This window comes from Microbispora sp. NBC_01389, from assembly GCF_045040095.1.
Lineage (GTDB): Bacteria > Actinomycetota > Actinomycetes > Streptosporangiales > Streptosporangiaceae > Microbispora.
Genome location: NZ_CP109552.1, coordinates 2,775,823 through 2,795,272, shown reverse-complemented (window position 1 = coordinate 2,795,272; position 19,450 = coordinate 2,775,823). Strand labels below are relative to the sequence as shown.

General features: G+C 73.1%; 20 protein-coding genes. 13 read left to right on the top strand and 7 right to left on the bottom strand.

Annotated features, from left to right (window positions below; genetic code table 11):
• Positions 1-8: 8 nt before the first annotated feature.
• The 4 genes from OG344_RS12665 to OG344_RS12650 form a co-directional block, all read right to left on the bottom strand.
• The gene (locus OG344_RS12665) at positions 9-1,058 is read right to left on the bottom strand and encodes a B12-binding domain-containing protein (protein ID WP_405088387.1); all 1,050 of its coding nucleotides are present in this window, start codon (positions 1,056-1,058) and stop codon (positions 9-11) included.
• Positions 1,055-1,732, bottom strand: coding sequence for a PP2C family protein-serine/threonine phosphatase (locus OG344_RS12660; RefSeq protein ID WP_405088386.1), 678 nt, complete (start codon positions 1,730-1,732; stop codon positions 1,055-1,057). Before OG344_RS12660 ends, OG344_RS12665 begins: the two co-directional genes overlap by 4 nt.
• A 101-nt stretch (positions 1,733-1,833) precedes the next feature.
• A complete protein-coding gene (locus tag OG344_RS12655) occupies positions 1,834-2,061 on the bottom strand; it encodes a zinc ribbon domain-containing protein (RefSeq protein WP_405089082.1) in 228 nt (75 codons plus the stop codon).
• 2 nt (positions 2,062-2,063) lie between these two features.
• Positions 2,064-3,098, bottom strand: coding sequence for an RNA-guided endonuclease InsQ/TnpB family protein (locus tag OG344_RS12650; protein WP_405088385.1), 1,035 nt, complete (start codon positions 3,096-3,098; stop codon positions 2,064-2,066).
• A gap of 500 nt (positions 3,099-3,598) precedes the next feature.
• Between OG344_RS12650 and OG344_RS12645 the strand changes: the two genes are divergently transcribed.
• The gene (locus tag OG344_RS12645) at positions 3,599-4,183 is read left to right on the top strand and encodes a hypothetical protein (protein ID WP_405088384.1); all 585 of its coding nucleotides are present in this window, start codon (positions 3,599-3,601) and stop codon (positions 4,181-4,183) included.
• Between the two features lie 466 nt (positions 4,184-4,649).
• Positions 4,650-5,615, top strand: coding sequence for a sulfite exporter TauE/SafE family protein (locus OG344_RS12640; RefSeq protein ID WP_405089081.1), 966 nt, complete (start codon positions 4,650-4,652; stop codon positions 5,613-5,615).
• A gap of 15 nt (positions 5,616-5,630) precedes the next feature.
• Here the strand turns inward: OG344_RS12640 and OG344_RS12635 are convergent, their stop codons facing one another.
• Positions 5,631-6,596 (bottom strand): LLM class F420-dependent oxidoreductase, encoded by a 966-nt coding sequence (locus OG344_RS12635; RefSeq protein ID WP_405088383.1) that lies wholly within the window; start codon positions 6,594-6,596, stop codon positions 5,631-5,633.
• A 54-nt stretch (positions 6,597-6,650) separates the two neighbouring features.
• Complete coding sequence (locus OG344_RS12630; RefSeq protein WP_405088382.1) at positions 6,651-7,748, bottom strand: NADH:flavin oxidoreductase/NADH oxidase; 1,098 nt, start codon at positions 7,746-7,748, stop codon at positions 6,651-6,653.
• A 110-nt stretch (positions 7,749-7,858) separates the two neighbouring features.
• On the opposite strand from OG344_RS12630, the gene OG344_RS12625 reads away from it, so the two are divergent.
• The 4 genes from OG344_RS12625 to OG344_RS12610 all read left to right on the top strand — a co-directional run bounded on the left by OG344_RS12625 (position 7,859) and on the right by OG344_RS12610 (position 12,548).
• Positions 7,859-8,215: a helix-turn-helix transcriptional regulator gene (locus OG344_RS12625; protein ID WP_327049391.1), complete on the top strand. Its 357-nt coding sequence runs from the start codon at positions 7,859-7,861 to the stop codon at positions 8,213-8,215.
• A gap of 92 nt (positions 8,216-8,307) precedes the next feature.
• The gene (locus tag OG344_RS12620; protein WP_327049390.1) at positions 8,308-8,469 is read left to right on the top strand and encodes a hypothetical protein; all 162 of its coding nucleotides are present in this window, start codon (positions 8,308-8,310) and stop codon (positions 8,467-8,469) included.
• 58 nt (positions 8,470-8,527) lie between these two features.
• The gene (locus OG344_RS12615; protein ID WP_327049389.1) at positions 8,528-9,586 is read left to right on the top strand and encodes a sulfite oxidase; all 1,059 of its coding nucleotides are present in this window, start codon (positions 8,528-8,530) and stop codon (positions 9,584-9,586) included.
• Positions 9,587-9,695: 109 nt separating this feature from the next.
• The gene (locus OG344_RS12610; protein ID WP_405088381.1) at positions 9,696-12,548 is read left to right on the top strand and encodes a hypothetical protein; all 2,853 of its coding nucleotides are present in this window, start codon (positions 9,696-9,698) and stop codon (positions 12,546-12,548) included.
• Between the two features lie 51 nt (positions 12,549-12,599).
• Here the strand turns inward: OG344_RS12610 and OG344_RS12605 are convergent, their stop codons facing one another.
• Positions 12,600-13,589 carry a zinc-binding dehydrogenase gene (locus tag OG344_RS12605; RefSeq protein WP_405088380.1) on the bottom strand — a complete coding sequence of 330 codons (990 nt, stop codon included), beginning with the start codon at positions 13,587-13,589 and terminating at the stop codon, positions 12,600-12,602.
• Positions 13,590-13,719: 130 nt separating this feature from the next.
• Between OG344_RS12605 and OG344_RS12600 the strand changes: the two genes are divergently transcribed.
• The 7 genes from OG344_RS12600 (at position 13,720) to OG344_RS12570 (ending at position 19,403) form a co-directional block, all read left to right on the top strand.
• Entirely contained in the window at positions 13,720-14,310 is a 591-nt protein-coding gene (locus OG344_RS12600; RefSeq protein ID WP_405088379.1) for an RNA polymerase sigma factor, read from the top strand.
• Positions 14,307-15,116 carry a zf-HC2 domain-containing protein gene (locus tag OG344_RS12595; protein WP_405088378.1) on the top strand — a complete coding sequence of 270 codons (810 nt, stop codon included), beginning with the start codon at positions 14,307-14,309 and terminating at the stop codon, positions 15,114-15,116. Before OG344_RS12600 ends, OG344_RS12595 begins: the two co-directional genes overlap by 4 nt.
• Entirely contained in the window at positions 15,113-16,000 is an 888-nt protein-coding gene (locus OG344_RS12590; RefSeq protein ID WP_405088377.1) for an ATP-binding cassette domain-containing protein, read from the top strand. The genes OG344_RS12595 and OG344_RS12590 overlap by 4 nt, the downstream gene beginning before the upstream one ends.
• Positions 15,997-17,457 (top strand): hypothetical protein, encoded by a 1,461-nt coding sequence (locus tag OG344_RS12585; protein ID WP_405088376.1) that lies wholly within the window; start codon positions 15,997-15,999, stop codon positions 17,455-17,457. Before OG344_RS12590 ends, OG344_RS12585 begins: the two co-directional genes overlap by 4 nt.
• Positions 17,454-18,167 (top strand): hypothetical protein, encoded by a 714-nt coding sequence (locus OG344_RS12580; protein WP_405088375.1) that lies wholly within the window; start codon positions 17,454-17,456, stop codon positions 18,165-18,167. The genes OG344_RS12585 and OG344_RS12580 overlap by 4 nt, the downstream gene beginning before the upstream one ends.
• A gap of 44 nt (positions 18,168-18,211) precedes the next feature.
• The gene (locus OG344_RS12575; protein WP_405088374.1) at positions 18,212-19,027 is read left to right on the top strand and encodes an SAM-dependent methyltransferase; all 816 of its coding nucleotides are present in this window, start codon (positions 18,212-18,214) and stop codon (positions 19,025-19,027) included.
• A 100-nt stretch (positions 19,028-19,127) separates the two neighbouring features.
• Positions 19,128-19,403, top strand: a complete 276-nt coding sequence (locus tag OG344_RS12570; RefSeq protein ID WP_150936145.1) for an isoamylase early set domain-containing protein — start codon at positions 19,128-19,130, stop codon at positions 19,401-19,403.
• The last annotated feature ends 47 nt before the right edge of the window (positions 19,404-19,450 follow it).

The following is a 19,450-nucleotide window of genomic DNA, read 5'->3' as shown; positions in this document are numbered from 1 at the left end:
CGTCTCTCTCACGTTACCCGTGCGGACCGGCCCCCGGACGGGCGGGCGGCGGTCGCCGCCTCGATGCCCTCGGTCAGCAGCGCGCGGGCGCGCGGGCAGTCGGCCAGCACGTCCCGGAAGATCCGCAGCCCGAGCATCACCGACTCGGCGGGCACCTTCCGTGCCGTCAGCACCTCACAGGTCCATGTGACGAAGTCGGTGAACAGGCTCGGGTCGTGGACGTACAGCGCGGCGGCGAGGAAGTCGGCGATGTGACCGAGATCCTCCGCGGTGTGCTCAAGCTGCCGCTCGCTGTATCCGCCCATCGGGGCGTACGACTCCCTGAGCAGGTCCAGCGCCCTGGCCAGGACGTCGGCGCGGTGCCGGGTCAGGTAGCCGTACTCCTCGTCGCCCAGGTGGACCTCCCTGTCGCTGCCGGCGGCGAACGACGGCAGCCCGGAGGCGAGCCGGTCGGCCGCCGCGTCGGCGGCGGGCGCCCACGCGTCCGCGCCCAGCAGGCGGGCGAAACGGCCGTCGGCGCCGAATGCGGCCCCGCCCGCGAGCACCGGGACGCCCACAGCGCGGCAGGCGGCGATGGTGGCGTGCGCCCGGGGCAGCCGGGTCGCGATCATGCAGCCGAGCGCCACCACGTCGGGGCCGGTCTGGTGCAGGTGGGTGATCAGGTGCGGGCCCGGCACGCTGGCCCCCAGGAAGTCGACCCGCCATCCCCGCAGCCGCAGCACCTCCGCCAGCATGCGGGTGGGGAGGGCGTGATACTCCCCGTCGGCGCAGGCCACCGTCACCCGGCCGCGCGTCGGGGTGGGCCGCACCCGCCCGGCGATCGCCGCGACGGCTCGCTCGCTGACCGCGGTGGCGCCGTGCTCGCGGGCCACCGACCAGTCGTTGGCCGCCCACAGCTCGCCCACCCTGCGCTGGCCGGCGGCGACGACCCGCAGCAGCACGTCCTCGGCGGGGACGCCCTCGTCGATCAGGCCCAGGACGAGATCGATCGCGCCGTACTCGTCGGACTCGCCGATCAGTTTCAGGTAGCGCTCCACCGCGTTCTCGACGCCGGTCATCCAGTCGTCTCCGCCCACACCGTCATGGCGCCCGTCATGGCGCCCGTCGTGGCGCCCGTCGCCGTACCGGCCGCCGGGTCCTGACCGCCCGCCCGTACGGCGAGCAGGGCGCGGTCGTCCTGCTGGCCGCCCGCGAGCCACTCGCTGCTGATCTGCTCAAGCCGCTCCACCAGCGCGTCGACCGGCATGCCGCGACAGGTCGCCAGGGCGTCCTTGAGCCGTTCCTCGCCGAACATCTCGCGCCCGGTCGGGCCGCCGAAGGCCTCGGTGATGCCGTCGCTGTACAGCAGGCACACCTCGCCGGGGGCCAGGTCGACCGTGGCCGGCCGTACCACGGTCTTCTTGAGCGCGCCGAGGAGGGAGCCGCGGGCGGGCACCTCCTCCACCGTGCCGTCCCGGCGCAGGACGAGCGGCGCCGGATGGCCCGCCACGGCCAGATCCACCGGCACGTGCTCGCCGGGGGCCTCGCGGAGCGTCGCGAGGACCAGCGTGACGTAGGAGTTCGGCGCCGGCGAGGCGAGCAGCGACCGGTTCAGCAACTGGAGCAGCCGGACGGGTCGGCTTTCCAGCAGCAGCAGCGCGCGCAGGCTCTGCCTGACCTGACCGGCCAGCACGGCCGCGCGGGCGCCCTTGCCGCAGACGTCGCCCAGGATGATCAGAGGCGGCCGTTCCACGATGCCCGACTCGATGCCGTGACCGGCGCCGGTCTCGGGCAGGTAGACGTCTTGAACTCCTCCCCGGCCTGAAGGCCGGAGATTCTCCCGTCGCGTCGCGGTTAAGCGGCGCGCGGGGGTTGACGCTTCGCGGACCGGGCAACCCCGAGGTCTCCACGTCCTGACACCGCAGTTCCTGCGGCGTTGCGAATGTTGATCGCGGCGTTGGTGTCGGCGTGCCCGGCCCACCCGCACGCGGGATTAACGCAGGCGTACCTGATCCCGTTCCGGGCCGCCGGGTCGCGGTGGCCGCACCGGTGGCAGGTCTGCGACGTGCCCGGGGCGGGCACCTTCACCACCAGCCCGCCGCGATCACGGGTCTTGTACTCCAGCAGGGTGTGCGGCCCCACGCCTGCCCGGTGATGGCGCGGTTCAGCCCCGCCTTCTGCCGCACGTTCCGGCCGGGTTGGTCGATCGTGCCGGTGGCGGAGCGGACCATGTTCGTGATCGTCAGGTCTTCCACCACGACCACGCCGAAGGTGCGCGCGAGTTCGGTGGTGGTGGTCTGGTGCTGCCAGTCGACGGCTCGGCGCTTGGCTGTCGCGCGGAGCCGGGCGATCCGGTCGTAGGTGCGGGCCAGCCGTGTGGACGTGGGCCGGCCAGGAGTGCGAGCGCGGCGCTGGCGGGCGGACTTCTTCTCCAGCCGGCGAAGGCGTTCCTTCTCGCCGCTGGTGAGCCATTCCCCATGGTCACGCGTGGTGCCGTCCGACAGGGCCAGGGCGACGGTGATTCCCCGGTCGATCCCGACCTGCTCGCCCCGGTGGGCGACCGGGGCAGGCACCCGGCGTTCGGCCCGGAACACGATCTGCCACCCGAAGGCGTCTTTGACCAGCCGCGCGCCGGTGATCCGCCCGGCCGGGCCGCCCCTGGTGACGCCGGGCAGATCCCTGGTCCACCGGAACCGCACCCGCCCGACCTTGGGCAGGTTGACCGCACCCCACCGCCGATTCAGCCGGGCGATGTTCAGGTCCCGCCCCTGGGGGACATCCACGGCCATCCGGGACCGGAACCGGCCCTTGAAGCCGGGCCGTTTCGCCGGGTGGCCGGGGTTGAAGTAGTTCGCCCACGCCTGCCGGTAGGTTCTCAGCACCGCTTGGGCCGCCTGGGCGGGCAGCCGCCCGATCCAGTCGATCTCCCGGCGGGCCTGCCGGATCGCCGCGTCGCAGTCCTTCACCGAGGCCAACCGGCCCTGCCGGAAGGTGCAGTACTCGTGCAGCAGGTTCCACAACGCGCGGGCGGTGTGCGCCTGACCGTCCAGCACCGCCACCTGGGCGGCGGTGAGGTCGAGTCGCGCCACGTGCGCCCGCGCCTGCCCGGCCACCTCCACGCCCTGATCGTACCCCCGGGTTTACGCCATCGTGACGGAATCCACACTGTGAGTGACCCGATCTGCGGCGTGGGCGGCCAACCGCACTGAAGGGTGTCTCGGGCGGATCCCAGCGAGATATACAGTGCTCCCGTCCGCTGGTACCCGTGGAGCGGGCACTTTTGGGTGCGGCTGTCACCTTGCCGGAAGCGTGGGCAACGCACCGCTCACGGTCCTCAAGCACTACCTCGACCAGCAGAAACGACCCATGTGAGCGGACAGTGTGAGCGGACAGTGTGAGCGGACAGTGTGAGCATCTCTGCCGCCAGGGCTTGACCCATGAGCTGAGCTGTTCACGGGCAGACGGCCAGGGCACGCTCGCGCCCTGGCGGGCACTCCCGCGTGGGCCTTCACCCCCGGCGTGAACGCCGGAGCACTGGCCCACATTTCGGTAGAAGTCGCCGCCCACGGCGCCGGCCTGCTGGGAGGACCGGAGCCTCCCGCCGAGGCGCATGCCCTCGATGTCCGGCAGTTCGGGCGGCAGCAGGCCGTCGATCAGGATGGTGTTGACCGCGCTCTGCTCCCGGAACAGCGTGGCCGCCGAGAGCGCCGCGCCCGCCCGGGACGCGAGGTCGCGCGCCATCGCCAGGGCCTCCTCGTCGAACGGGGGCCGGCCGGCGCGGCGGACCAGCGCCATCGCCCCGGCGGGGACGCTGTTGCCGGGCAGCGGGAACACCAGCAGGTCACCGGCCGGGCCGAACCCCTCCGGCAGCAGCCAGTCCGGCACGGCGCCCGCGTCCTGCCGCCCGCCCGAGCCGTGCGTCAGGCCCGCGAGCGCGTCGGTCAGGCCGGGCACCCGCAGCACCGTCGCGAGCGGCAGGACGCCCTCCTCCGGCCCGGCGTGCCCGGCGACGGCCCGGACCCACTCGACCCGGCGGTTCGTCGCGGGCGGCAGCACCACGATCGCCACGTCGCACAGGAACTCGGCGCCCAGATCGACGGCGGCCCGGGCGCATCGGCGCGGGTGGAGCGACGCGAACAGGCGGCGCGCGGCTTCCAGCAGGAACTCGGTGCGGCGCGGCAGGGAAGGCGCCTCGCTCAGGTAGAGGGCACGATGGTCGCCGACCGCCTCCGTCCGCACCCGGATCACCCGGCCGCCGTACGTCACCGTGGGCGGGCCCGCGCCGGGCGCCGGGCGCAGCTGTGGGGGGATCAGCCGACCGGGGACGATCTCGGGCGCCAGCAGCGCCGCCATGTCGCCGGGCGTCGCCCGCGCGGCTCCCGCGGTCGCGGAGCCGGTGGCGCCTCTCACCCGTGCGTTCTCTTCAATGGCCCCTGTCTCAATGGCCTCGGTCCTCGGATCGTCGTCTTTGCCAGACTACCTTCGGCCACGACGGCTCGATCCCCGGGCTGAAGGCCGTCGTCAGCGGTAAATGTTCGGCCACGCCGACATCCGCGGGCGGAGGCGGGGAAGGGCCGCGGGAGGACCCGGCCGGGCGGGCAGAAGGGCAGGGAGGCTTTCCATAATTCCGATCGATTTGGTAGGGTTCGCAGGTGCACTTCGACTACACCATGGCGATCGGCTCCTTTCTGGTCGCCGTCGTCGTCGGCCTGACGGGCATGGGTGGGGGCGCCCTCATGACGCCCATGCTCGTGACGTTCTTCGGCGTACCGCCCCTCGCCGCCGTCTCCAGCGACCTCGTCGCCGCCGCCGTCATGAAGCCGGTGGGCAGCTTCGTCCACCTGCGCCGGGGCACGGTCAACCTGAGGCTCGTCGCCTGGCTGTGCGCGGGTTCGGTCCCGGCGGCGTTCTGCGGCGTGCTCATCGCCCGCGCCCTCGGCACCGGCGAGGGCGTGCAGAGCGTGATCCAGAAGGGCCTCGGCATCGCGCTGCTCATCGCCGCGGCGGGCCTGGCCGTCCGCGGCTACCTCGCGATGCGCGACCGCGCCGAGGGCCGCACCCCGGAGACCGGCCGCCGCACCGCCGCCCCCGGCGAACCGGCCGCGACCGAGATGCCGTCGGTCACCGTACGGCCGGTGCCGACCGTCCTGGTGGGAGCCGTCGGCGGGCTCGTCGTCGGCATCACCTCGGTCGGCTCGGGATCGCTGATCATCGTGGCTCTGCTCGCGCTCTACCCAGCGCTGAAGGCCAACCAGCTCGTCGGGACCGACCTGGTCCAGGCCGTGCCGCTGGTCATGTCGGCCGCGCTCGGCCACCTGCTCTTCGGCGAGTTCACGCTGTCCGTCACGGTCGCGCTGCTGGCGGGCTCGATCCCGGGGGTCTACCTCGGCTCGCGGATCTCCTCCCGCGCCCCCGGCGGCCTGATCCGCCGCGCCCTGGCCTTCGTGCTGCTCGCCTCGGCGCTGAAGATGTTCGGCGTCGGCAACGCGCAGACCGTCTGGGCGCTGCTCGCCGTGCTGCTGCTCGCCCCGGCCTTCTGGATGGTCCTGCGGGTGCGCTGCGGCCTGCCGCCGCTGCCCTGGACCCGTACGGCGGACTCCTCTGGAAAAGAAACGGACCGGGTCGCCGCCCCGTAGAGCGACCCTCTGAATCTAGAGCGACCGCAGCGCGGGGAGCAGCTCCTTCTCCGACCACTCGAAGAACTCCCGCTGGCGCTCCCGGCCGACCTGGACGAGCGCGAGGTGGGTGAACCCGGCGTCGGTGTACTGCCGCACCGCCTCGACCACGGCGTCCACGTCGGCCCCGCAGGGCACCTTCTCGGCCACGTCCTCCGGCCGTACGGTCTCGGTCGCGGCGGCGAAGTTGACCGGGGCGGGCAGCTCGGACATGACCTTCCATCCGGTGACCGCCCAGCGCCACATCCGGTGCGCCCGCTCGACGGCGGCGTCCTTGTCGGGGTCGTAGCAGACGGCGAGCTGGCCGTACACCGGCTTGCCCTCGCCGCCCGACTCGGCGAACTTCTCGACCAGCGAGCCGTCCGGGTCGGTCGCGATGAGGCCGTCGCCGAGCTCGGCCGCGATGTCCGCCGACTGGCCGCCGGACGCCGCGACCGCGATCGGCACCGGGCGCTCCGGAAGATCGAAGACCCGGGCGGAGTCGATGTCGAAGTACTCGCCCCTGTAGTTGCGGTAGCCACCCTGGAAGAGCTCCCTGATGACCTCGATGGCCTCGCGGAACATCTCGTGCCGGGTGTTGACCGGCGGCCACCCGTGCCCCACGACGTGCTCGTTGAGGTTCTCGCCCGCCCCGAGCCCGAGCGTGAACCGCCCGTCGCTGAGCACTCCCACGGTGGCCGCCTTCTGCGCCACCACCGCCGGGTGGTAGCGCATGATCGGGCAGGTGACGTAGGTCATCAGCGGCAGCCGTTCGGTGGCCTGCGCCACCGCGCCGAGCACGGACCAGGCGTATGGGGAGTGCCCCATCTCGTCCAGCCAGGGGAAGTAGTGGTCGGAGATGACGGCGTAGTCGAAACCGGCCCGCTCGGCCGTGACCGCGTCCTCCACCAGATCCTTCGCCGGGCTCTGCTCGCACATGAGTGTGAAACCGATCTCTGCCATACCGCGACCCCTACCCAGGTCGGCCCAGGTCAGACGAACCGCTCAGACGGCCCGTCAGACGGCCCGGTGGTACTGGTGGGGCCAGTGGCCGGCGGCGCCGAGCTCCCGGGCCGCGTGGTTCGGCCAGTAGGGGTCGCGCAGCAGCGCGCGGCCGAGCATCACCGCGTCGGCCTGCCCGGACGCCACGATCTCCGCCGCCTGGCGCGGCTCGGTGACGAGCCCGACGGCCGAGGCGCGCAGGTCGGTCTCGGCCCGCACCCGGGCCGCGAACGGCACCTGGTAGCCGGGGCCGGTCGCGATGCGCGCCCGCGGCGCGTTGCCGCCGGACGACACGTCCAGCAGGTCGACGCCGTGGGAGAGCAGTTCCTTGGCCAGCCGTACGGTGTCGTCCGCCGTCCAGCCCTCGCGGGGGTCCTCGGGGTTCTCGCTGAGCCAGTCGGTCGCCGAGACGCGGAAGAACACCGGGAGCTCCTCGGGCCACTCCGCGCGCACCGCGTCGACCACCTCCAGCGCGAGGCGGGCGCGGTTCTCGAAGGAGCCGCCGTACGCGTCGGTGCGGTGGTTGGAGAACGGCGACAGGAACTGGTGGATCAGGTAGCCGTGGGCGCCGTGGACCTCCACGACCCTGAAGCCCGCCGCGAGCGCCCGGCGCGCCGCCGCCGCGAAGTCGCCGACGATCCGCCGGATGTCCTGCTCGCCCAGCTCGTGGGGCACCGGATGGCCCTCGTCGAACGGGATCGCGCTCGGCGCGACCGGCCGCCAGCCATGCTCCTCGGGGCCGACCGGCGCGCCGCCGCGCCACGGGCGGTCCGTCGACGCCTTGCGGCCGGCGTGGGCGAGCTGGACGCCGGGCACCGCGCCGTGCTCGGCCAGGAACCGGGTGATCCGGCCGAACGCCTCCTGCTGGCGCTCGTTCCACAGGCCCAGGTCGGCGGGGCTGATCCGGCCCTCCGGCGACACGGCGGTGGCCTCGGTCATGACCAGGCCGGCCCCGCCCACCGCCCTCGACCCGAGGTGGGTGAGATGCCAGTCGGTGGGCACGCCCTGCTCCGGGCCCTCCACCGCCGCGGAGTACTGGCACATCGGCGACATCCAGGCACGGTTGGGGATGGTCAGGTTCCGCAGGGCCAGGGGCTCGAACAACGCGCTCACGGCCGCGCTCCTCTCGTCGTCGGGACGCTAGTACGATATCCTTCGTAGTACGCCATCTGTCAAACTACGAAGGTATTCGTACAATGAGGGGCTCACGAAGGGAGCCACCGATGCCGTCCGCCCCCCCACCCAGCACCCCACAGCTCCGGACGCTCGACCATCCGGACAGTGCCGAGATCCGGCTCGAAGACGTGCTGCACGCACTGTCCGATCCCGCCCGCCTCCAGGTGGTGCACTACCTGGCGGGCGGCGGCGAGGCGTCCTGCTCGGAGATCGACCTCGCCGTCAGCAAGTCCACGAGCACCCACCACTTCCGGGTGCTGCGCGAGGCGGGGGTGATCAGGCAGGTCTACCGTGGCACCGCCAAGATGAGCTGCCTGCGCCGGGACGACCTCGACGACCTCTTCCCCGGCCTGCTGGACGCCGTGCTGCGCGCGTACGAAACGCGGTGCGCCCGGCGCGCGTAACCGTCCAATCCACCTTGACCAGTTACCGGCTTTACGTTACCTTTGTGACTGCCTAAGAAAATAAAGACAGTTACAACGGCGATGGGGCGGCAATGATGTTCTACGACTACTCCCTGGCCACCGAGAGGGTCAGCGAACTGCACCGCGCGGCGGACCACGCCCGCGTCGCGAGCCGCATGGCCGCGGCCCGGCGGTGGTCGCGCCTCGCGACCTGGGCCGAGCGCCAGGCCCGGCGGGCGGGCGACCTGGGCTGAGCCACCTGGGCCGACGCCCGCCGTCCGCGCCGGGCGCAGAGAGTGTGAGGAGGCGCGGATGCGGGTGCGCGACGTCCCGGGCGCGGCGGTGGTGAAACCGACTCCCGCCGCCCTCATGGAGGACGCGGGCACCGGCCTCGACTACGGCACCCGGCCCGACCGGCTGCCCGGCCTGCTCACCCCGTGCGACCGGTTCTTCGTCCGCAACCACGCGCCGACCCCCCGGCTCGACCCCCGCACCTGGACGCTGCGCGTCGAGGGCGCCGGCGTCCGGCGAGCCGTCGACTACACCTACGACGACCTGTGGCACCGGTTCCCGCTCGTCTCGGTCGTCCGTACGCTGGAGTGCGCCGGCAACCGGCGCGCCCTGTTCGCCGCCGAGTGCGGGCGCCGCTTCGACGGGGTGCGGTGGGGGCGTGGCGCGATCGGCACCGCCGAGTGGACCGGCGTCCCGCTGCGCGACCTGCTCGAACCCGCCGGGCTCACCGGCGCCGCCGTCGAGGTCATGCCCGAAGGGCTCGACGAGGGCCGCGCACGCCGCCCGATGCCCCTCGCCAAGGCCCTGGCCCCCGACACCCTGCTCGCGCTCGCCATGAACGGCGAGATCCTGCCCCCGGACCACGGCTTTCCCGCCCGCGTGGTGGTCTCGGGCTGGCTCGGCGCCGCCGCGATCAAGTGGGTGGGCCGGATCGAGGTCTCCGACCGGCCGCTGCGCGTGCCGTGGAACACCGAGGACTACGTGCTCCTGACTCCCGGCCGGCCCGCCGCGCCCGTCACCTCGACCCCCGTCGCGAGCCTGGTCGAACTGCCCTGGCCGGCCCGGCTGCGGCCCGGCCCGCGCCTCGTCCGCGGCCGGGCGTACGCCGGGGAGGACCGGGTGGCGGCGGTCGACTACCGGATCGACGACGGCCCCTGGCGGCCGGCCGTGCTCGACGGGCCGGGCCTCCCCGGCGTCTGGACCCGCTGGCGCTTCCCCTGGGACCCCGCCCCCGGGGCACACGTGGTGCGCGTGCGCGCCACCGACGAGCACGGCCGCTCCCAGCCGGACACCACCCCCTGGAACGCTCTCGGCTACTGCCACAACTCGGTGCTGCCCCACCCCGTACTCGTGGCCTGAGTTGATTTCGGGGAGCCTGGACCATTGACGTGGACCGTTCCAGCGTCAAGCATGGGCGACGCCGCCTCAGTCATACGTACGTCCGCATGCGTGAGATCCAGGAGAGACAATGATGCCGAGCGAGTCGTCCACGGAGGCGGCGTTACCGAAGTCCTGGCAGGCGTTCGCCGCCAAGCCCGGCGAGCCCACCGCCAAGGCGGTGGCCAAGGAGCTGGGAGAGGACGCGAACCCCAAGGTGCTCGGGTCCTTGCGGCTCATGGCCGAGACCCTGGCCCAGCGCCCGGCGAACGAGCGCAGCACGATGTCCCGGCTCATCGCCGCACAGCTCATGGGCCACGTCGCCCGCGCGTTCCTGAGGGCGACCGCCGCGGTCCGGCTCGCCCATCTGGTGATGGAGCAGCCGAAGGAGCGGCGCACGCCGATGCACGACGACGTGCGCCACCGCTTGGATCTCCAGGAGCCGAAGACGTCGGCGCCCTCCGAGAAGGTGAAGGCGAGCCGCGACCGGCGGACGCTCGACGCGCTCGACCTCGCCCCGGGGGGCACGACCCCGGACAAGGTCACCGTCGACCTGGTCACGCTCGCGCAGCGCGTCGACGACGTGCGCGACGCCTCTTCGATGGGCCATCTGCGGGAGGCGCTGAAGCTCGTCAACGCCATCTCCGGCGGCAGGTTCGCGTACTCGAAGGACCGCCGCGGCGAGATCGGCAAGAAGGTGCCGGTGAAGGGGACGACGCAGGAGCACATCGTCGAGCAGATCGGCTTCCGCGCCGCGCCCAGCCAGCGCGACGCACCCGCCGGTCTGTCGGCCCAGAACGACCTCGTGGCCTCCTACTGGCGCACGAACTTCCGCGAGAAGGTGACCCTCTTCGTGGAGAAGCTGCAGTTGAGCCCGAAGCTCGGCCCAGGCGACATCCTGGTCAACAGCCCGCGCGTGCTGCGCAGGCTCAAGATGGTGCTGCCCCCGGCGGTGTGGGCCGATCTCTCGATCACGCGGCTCTTCGAGACCTCGGGCATCAGCGTGCTGAGCGGCGCCGGCAAGCACAGCGGAATCGGGTGGGACAAACTCCTGTACGAGCTCGGCGCGACGCCGTCGGCCTACCAGCTCTACGAGCTGATGGACAGGGAGAAGACGTCGCCCGAGCCGGACTTCACGGTCGACACGCAGGCCGACCTCGTGCAACTCATCACCTCCGGCCGGTTCTCCCGGCTGCAGGAGATCGCGCGGACGAAGAGCGAGATCGCGCCGGTGTGCGCGATGGTCGAGCATCTCGTGCTGGGCCTCGCCGACAAGCTCGGCCCCGACCGCTACGACGCGCTGACCGCCAACGCTCTCGGCTCGCTGAGCCGGCTCCTCGACATCGTCGTGGCGAACGAGATCAACCCCACGGTGGCGATGCGCGCCGCCGACCTGGTGCTGGACGAGATCGCCATTGTCGTCGCGGTGGGCAGGTACTACACCGGGACCGACTACCGGAACACGATGCGGGCGATCCTGCTGGAGCGGGCGCCGAGCATCGCGACGATGTCCGACGACGAGATCGAGGTCGAGAGCCAGCTCATGACGAGCGGCATGGACGCCATCGCCACCGCCCTCTACATCGCGTTGTCGTCGCGGGGCCATGAGGAGGTCTCGCGGTCGACCGAGACGATCGACTACTACGAGACCGGGGAGCTGCTCGACCGGCTCAAGAAGGGCGAGCAGGCGACGCCCCACAAGGACGTCCTGGTGGCGGCGCTGAACCCGAGCACGCCCGCCTTCGCGCCGTCCCCGGCCAAACTCGTGGAGGACGTGCTGCGGAGCGTGCAGGCGCACAAGAAGGGCGAGGTGCCGTTCGCGCTGATCATCGACACAACCATCGAGGTCGCGCCCGCGAAGGGCGGCAGGACCCAGATCGAGATCGTGCTCGACGGCCTCAAGGGGGCCGTCGCCGCCGGCGCGCTGGAGGTCTTCCTGTGCAAGAGCTTCCAGAAGTACGCCTCGTTCGGCACCGGCAAGGTGGCCGCCGGCGATCTCACGATGCTGTCGGCGAAGGGCAACCTCAAGTCCGCGTACGCGCGGGCCGAGGCGCTGCTGCAGGACATCGAGCTCGACCTCGCCGGGCACGACGAGGCGCAACTGGTGGTGCACATGCTCAGGCACGGGCACCGCGACGAGCTGGCCCTGATGCGCAGCGCCGCCGGGAACGCCAGGTTCGTGGACCAGTTCTGCTGGCCCATCGACCGTTCGGACCTCCGGCAGGGAACGCCGTACGTGGAGGGCATCCCCCTGATCCTGCGCACGACGCCCACCGGCGACGCCGACGCGCTGTTCAAGAAGCTCGCGCTCATCGACAAGCGCGACAGCTTCTCGTTCCTGCGCACGTCCTACGTCGACGGGATCCCGAGCGCCGGCGGCGTCGAGGGCAAGTACGTGCGCATCAACACCGGCCACGAGTCGAAGGCGGCGATGGTCGAGTACTTCTACGCGTTCGGCCACCTGGCGACCAGCACGCCCCCGGGCTCGGCGGAGCCGAGCGAGACACCGGTCAATCTCCGCGCGCTGACGATCGCTCCGGTGCAGATGCACCTGAAAGCGCTGGACGCCGCGAAGGACACCGATGCCCTGACCGCGCGGTACCTGAACAACATCCTGGCCTCCTACTGCGCGTTCGCGCTCCAGAATGTGGCGGACAGGGCCGCCGTGATGCCGCTGCTCGTCGACTTTTTCGTGAATTCGACAGGCGGCGTCACGATCGAGACCCAGCGCTATCTCGCCGGCGAACTGCTCACGTTCACGCGGAACCAGGGGGAGGTCGGTTCGGACCCCGTCGTCCTCACGGCGCTGTACAACGCCGCGGTGGCCCTGCCCGCCTGGCGGCGCACTCCCCTCGCCCGGGGGCTCTGGTCCGCGCTCGGCATGATCGGCGAGTCGGAGGAGGCGACGCGGCTGCGCGCCTTCCTCGATCGGGCCCGCCAATGACGGCGGCGAAGGCCCCCGTCTGATCGTCACCCGCGTGCGCGCACGGCGCCTTCAGGGGATCAGGACCACCTTGCCGATGGTGGCGCGGGTCTCCAGCGCCGTGTGCGCGGCGGCGGCGTCCCTGAGCGGGAAGCTCTGCACGAGCGGCGTCAGCGCGCCCGACGCGGCGGCGGCGAGCGCCCGCTCCTCCAGGCCCCGCAGACCGCCCGGCCGCCGCAGCACCCGCGGGCCGATGCCCGCGGACGCGGTGATGCCCCGCTCGTACAGGTCCTCGGTGGTCAGCCTGGTCGGCCCGCCCGCCGCGTCGGCCCAGCCGAACAGCACGAGCCTGCCGCCGACGCCGAGCAGTTCCAGAGCCTGCCGGCCGAGACCCCCGCCGACACCGTCCAGCGCCAGCGTGACCTCCCGATCGCCGAGGGCGGCCCGGACCGTCCCGGGCCAGCCGGGGGCGGTGTAGTCCACGGCGTGGGCGGCGCCCAGGCCGAGCACCCGGTGCGTCTTCGCCGCGCCGCCGGCCAGCCCGACGACGGTGGCCCCGGCCCGCGCCGCCGCCTGGACGAGCAGGGCGCCGATGCCGCCCGCCGCCGCCGTCACGAGGACGACGTCGTCCGCCCGGATCTCCGCCACGTCGAGGATCCCCATGGTGGTCCGGCCGGTGCCGATCATCGCCACCGCCTCGCCGAAGCCCAGGCCGTCCGGGATCTCGTGGATCGCGGCCGCGTCCCGTACGGCCAGCTCGGCGTAGCCGCCGGGGGCCATGCCGAGGTGGGCGACCACCCGCCTGCCGACCAGGGCGGGGTCGGTCTCCGGCCCGGCCGCGTCGACGATCCCGGCGACCTCGCGGCCCGGGATCGTCGGCAGGTCGGGCACCGGGATCGGGCCCCCGCCGTACTTCCCGGCCCGCAGGACGGTGTCGACCAGGTGGACCCCGGCCGCCCGTACGGCGACGCGGACCTGGCCGGGACCGGGCTCGGGATCGGCGACCTCCTCGTGGACGAGGTTGCCGGCCGGGCCGAAGGCGTGCAGTCGGACCGCGTACATGCGGTTGTCTCCCCTCCGCGGGCATCTGAGCAGGTCCGTTATAGATCGCTTTCGACCTCCGGCGACATCGGACGATGGTCCTAGGTCGCACGGGTGAACCGATTGGCCCGCGTCGCGCGATAGACCGGGCATGCGTCCGATCCCCGTCTGGCCTCCCTGGAGACGCCCGCACCCGCCGCCCGTGGGTCCGCACAGCGACGACCACGACCTGATCGCGGCCGTGGCGGCGGAACGCGTGGAGGCCCTGCGACTGCTGCACGACAGGCACGCGCCCTGGCTGCGCGCCCGCCTGCTGCGCAGGTGCGCCGATCCCGACCTCGTGGACGACGCCATACAGGACACGTTCGTCGCGGTCTGGCGCGCGGCGGGGCGTTACTCGCCGCGAGGCGAGGACGCCGCGGGATGGCTCTGGACGATCGCGGCACGGCGTCTGTCGTCCGCCCTGCGCCGGCCCTCCGGCCGGTGGATCGGCGCCGCCGCCGTCCTCGACACCGACGCCCGGGTCGCCTCCGCCGAGGAGGCCGTGCTGCTCGGCGTCGAGCACGGCGACCTCGGCGGGGCACTGTCCCGCCTGTCCCCCGAGCTTCGCGCCGTGATCCAGGCGACCGTCCTCGACGGCCTGACCGTACGGGAGGCCTCACGGCTGCTCGGCATCCCGGAAGGCACTGTGAAGACCCGGCTCATGCGGGCCAGAGCCCGGCTGCGAGAGGAGCTGGCATGACCAACGGTGACTGGCACATCCCGCGCGGCCTGCTGGAACGCTATCTGGACGGCGCGCTCGACCCCGTGAACGTCATGTCCCTGGAGGCGCACCTCGTCCGCTGCGGCCGGTGCCGCACGGCGGTGCCCGCCGACGAAGCCTGGCTCGCCGCATCGTGGCGCGGGGTGTCCACCGAGATCGCCCGGCCCCGGCCGTCGCCCGCCGAACGGGCGCTGCGCCGCGCCGGGGTCCCCGAGCACCTGACCCGGCTGCTCGTCGCGACGCCCGCCCTCAGCCGGGCCTGGGCGGCCGCGGTCGCGGTGGCGCTCGCGTTCGCGGTGACGGCGGCGCACCTCTCGGACGAGGGCTTCCTGGTGTTCCTCACATTGGCCCCCGTGCTGCCCACGGCGGGGATCGCCCTGGCCTACGGCCAGTGGGCCGACCCCGCGTACGAGACTTACGCGGCCACGCCCATGGCGGGCGCGCCCCTGCTGCTGGTGCGCTCCGTCGCCGTGCTCCTCACCGCCGTCGCGCTGACCACACTGGCCGTGCCGCTGCTGCCCGCCACGACGGCGGCCTGGCTGCTCCCCGCGCTGGCGCTGAGCACGGGCTGCCTGGCGCTGGCCACGCGGGTGCCGCTGCCCCTCGCCGCCACGGTCCTCGGCGGCGGATGGCCGGTGGTCGTGACGGCCGTCGGCCTCGCGACGGACGACCGCGTGCTCCCGTTCCGGCCCGCCGCGCAGGTGCTCTACGGCTGCGTCGCGGCGCTGCTCGCCCTCGTCCTGTACATCAGGCGTCACCGCCTCGACCCCGCGGAGTCCCGATGACCGATCCCGGCGTCCCCGATCCTGTCGTCCCCGATCCCGTCGTCACCGTGCGTGGCCTGCGCAAGCGGTACGGCCGCGCCCTCGTGCTCGACGACCTGGACGTCGCGTTCGGCACCGGCGTGACGGGCCTGCTCGGCCGGAACGGCGCGGGCAAGACGACCCTGCTGCGCTGCCTGGCCACGACGCTGACCCCCGACGCGGGGAGGATACGCGCCCTCGGGTTCGATCCGGCGACGCGTTCCGGGCGCTCCGGCGTGCGCCGCCGGCTCGGCTACCTCCCCCAGGACCCCGGGTTCTACCCGCATTTCACCGCCTTCGAGACGCTCGACTACGTCGCGATCCTCAAGGAGATGACCGACCGGCGCGAGCGCCACCGGGAGGTGTCGCGGGTGCTCGCCGAGGTCGGCCTCGACGACCGGGCCCGCACGAAGGTGCGCAAGCTGTCGGGTGGCATGAAGCAGCGGCTCGCGCTCGCCCAGGCCCTGCTCCGCGACCCCGGCCTGCTCGTCCTGGACGAGCCCACGGTCGGCCTCGACCCCGAACAGCGGCTGCGGCTCCGCGCCCTGGTCTCCCGGCTGGGCGAGAACCGCACGGTCCTGCTGTCCACGCACCAGACCGAGGACGTCGCGGCGCTGTGCGAACGGGTGCTGGTGATGGACGCCGGGCGGATCCTGTTCGACGGCACCCCCGCCGGGCTCGCCGCCGTCGCGGCCGGCCGGGTGAGCCTGGGCGACGACCGGCCGGGGCCCGGCTCTCTCTTCTGGCGTACGGCCGACGGGCGCTATCGCACGATCGGCGAGGCCCCGGCGGGGGCCGTCGCGGCCGATCCGACCGTGGAGGACGGCTACCTCCTCCTCGTCGGCCGTACGGAGGGGGCGGCATGAGTCTGGTGGGGTTCGAGACGAGCCGCCTGCTGCGCAGCCCGCTGGTCTGGGGGGCCGCGGTGCTCATGGTCGCGCTGCGCGTGTGGCAGACCTGGTCGCGTGCGCCCGCGTGGCCCGAGGTTACGATCGACACCGCGTACGGATGCCTGCTGGTGGGGGCGGGCACCTTGCTGGCGGCGAACCTCGCCGTCGGCCGCGAACGGCGGCACGGTGTGCCGGAGACGATCGCCGCGCTGCCGGTCCGGGTTCCGGCCAGGACCCGGGCGCTGCTGGTCGCCGCCCCGGCGGTCGCCACCCTGGTGGCCTGCGCGGCCGTGGCGCTCCACCTGCTGAGCCTGCTGCCCGCGCACCCGGCCGGACGGTTCGACGCCTGGGAGGCGCTGACCGGGCCGGCCGGGGCGGCGGTCGGCGCCGCGCTCGGCGTCGCCGCGGGCCGCTGGCTGCCCGGACCGGCCGCCGGGCCGGTCGTGCTGTTCGCGGTCGCGGCACCTCTGGAGCTGTCCCGGGGAGGCGGCTCGTGGGCCGGGCTCCTCCCGGTGGTCCTGCACCACGAACTCCCGGTGGAGATCGGCCCCCGGCCGTCGGGAGCCCATCTCGTCTATCTCCTCGCTCTGGTGCCGCTGATCGCCGCGCTGGCGATGAGCCGTCACGGAGCGCGCCCCCGCCGTCTGCTCGCGGCGCTGGCCGGGCTGGCGGTTGCGGTGCCCACGGGGGCCGCCGCGGCCGGCGGCACGCACGACGCGGTCCCCGCGGAGAGACTGGCACGGTGGATGGCTCCCGGGGCGCAGCGCTGCCGGGTGATCGAGGAAGTGCGCTACTGCGCCTATCCGGGCTACGAGCCGTGGATCCCCCTCTGGACACGCGCCGTACGGCCCGTGGTCGCCGCGCTCCCGCCCGCCGGGCGAAGCCGGGTGCCCGAGATCCGGCAGCGGGTCGGCGGTGTCTCGGCCGGTCGGGGCCGGGGAACGATGATGAAGCCCGCATGGCCGCACCCCACCGGCCCGTTCTTCCTCTGGGGCCGGAACGGGACGGAGCCGCTGTCCCGGGCCTGGCTCGCCGGGCAGGTGGCGGCCCGGGTGACCGGTCTGCCGGAGCCGGACTACTGGCACCTGCCGGTCGGCGACCCGCTGTACCACGCCACCGGCCTCTCCTTCAGCCGGGGCACGCCCGGATGCGCCGGGTGGCGGCAGGCCCGCACGCTCGTGGCCCTGTGGCTGGGCGGCCAGGCCGGGCCGGTGCGCACGGCCGCCTCATCCTGGGCCGACACGACGGACTCCGAGCGGCCCGCCGCCGAGAGGCTGTATCGCTACGCGGAGCGACTGATGGAACGCCCGGACACCCGGACGCGTGTCCGAACCCACTGGGCGACGCTCACCGACCCGAAGACCACGGTCGAGCAGGCGCTCCCGCTTCTCGGCCTGACCCCCGATCCTGATGGCCGGAAGGACTGCTCGTGATCCGTACGGCGATGATCCTCCCCCGCCCGCTCCTGCGGGCCGTCCGCTGGGCTCCGCTCGCCTGGGCGTCACTGGCCTCCGCCGCCGTGGTCGTCCTCGCCGCACTCACCCGGGGGGCGGTGGTGAGCTGCGACGCCGTGGTCCTGGCGCGGCTGTCCGCCGGGGTGCTGGGCGCGACGGCCGGTTTTGGGCTCGTCGACCCCATGGCATACGACACGCTCTCGACGCCGGTGCCCCGCTGGCTGCGGATGTGGCTGCGCACCGCGCTCGCGGCCGGGGCGGCGCTCGGCGCCTGGGGGACGACCCTGGCACTGATCGTCGTGTTCCTGCCGCAGGGCTCCCCGCTGCTCGCCGGCGATCTGGCGCTGGAGGCCGCGACGTGCGTGCTCACCGGACTGTCCGGCGCGGCGGTGGCCGTACGCCTGCGTCCCCGGCACGGCCGCGCGGCGGCCCTCGCGGGTGCGGCGGCCCAGTTCGCCCTGCTGTCGGTCACGCTCTTCCTGACGGCCGAGTTGTGGCTGTGGCCGTTGCAGGACGACCCCCAGTGGCCGGTGGCCCACCGGTTGTGGCTCGCCCTGCTCCCCCTGCCGGCGGTGTGCCTGGCGTTGGCCAACCGGGACGCGGCGGCCACGGCGGTGAGGTGGCGGATCAGCTTTGTTCACAGAGTCAATGTCGGTGTTCGTTGGGTTTTCCCTGGGCGGCATTTATGATCACTGCGAGTCACCTCTGCTGCCGCCGGTCTGGGAGACGACACGTGGGCGATGACGCGCCGCCGCCGGGCATCGACGCGAGTGTCCCCAACCCCGCCCGCATGTACGACTACTTCCTCGGCGGGAAGAACAACTACGCGGCCGACCGGGCTGCGGCGGAGCGGGTCCTGCGGGTCGCGCCCGAGGCACGCGTGCTGGCCCGCCGCAACCGCGCCTTCCTGCGCCGCGCCGTACGCCACCTGGTGGCCGAGGCCGGCATCCGGCAGTTCGTGGACATCGGCACCGGGCTGCCCGCCCAGGGCGGGGTCCACGAGGTGGCCCACGAACTGGATCCCACCGTGCGGGTGGCGTACGTCGACCACGACCCGGTCGTGCTCGCGCACGCCAGGGCGCTGCTGTCCGGCGCCGGCTCCACCGTCACCGTGCGGGGCGACCTGCGGCGGCCCGAGGAGATCCTCGCCGATCCGGGGCTGCGGTCGCTGATCGACCTGTCGCAGCCGGTCGCGATCCTGCTCGTGGCAGTGGCGCACTTCCTGTCCGAGGACGACAAGCCGGCCGCGCTCGTGGCCCGGCTGCGGGACGCCGTCGTCCCCGGGAGCCACCTCGTGCTGTCCCACGTCACGGACGAGGAGCGGGGCGGCGCGGCGCGGGAGGGGGCGGCCGTCTACCGGGGTTCCGACGCGGGCGTCACCCTGCGGAACCGCGAGGAGATCCACGGCCTGTTCGACGGTTTCGACCTCCTCGATCCCGGCCTCGTCCCGCTGGACGACTGGCGGCCCGGCGACGAGAATCCGCTCGTACGGCAGGCTCGGCGCAACCTGCCCACCTGGTTCCTCTGCGGAGTCGGCCGAATACCCTGAAAAAGCCGTGAATATTGTGTTACGTCCCTCCTTTACTGGTTTCTTCCTTTAGGTGCGATACGCGACAATATGCGTCATCGCATTGGATGGGAGGAGACGCATGCTGAAGCGCAACAGGCTGTTCGGCCCGAAGACCCGCGTGACCTTCGCACTGCCCGTCGACCAGCCCCTGGGGACGGTCAGCGTGGTCGGCGACTTCAACGACTGGCTGCCCGGCCGCCACGAACTGCTGCGGCGCAGGAACGGCACCCGTACCGTGTCGGTGATCCTCCCGCCCGGCGCGCACCGGTTCCGCTACCTCGCGACGGGCGGCGTGTGGTTCGACGACGAGAGCGCCGACCACGTGGACGAGCGGGGCAGCGTGCTCCACCTCTGACAAGGCCTGTTTCCTCTTCCATAACTCGGGCATACGGGAACGATCGT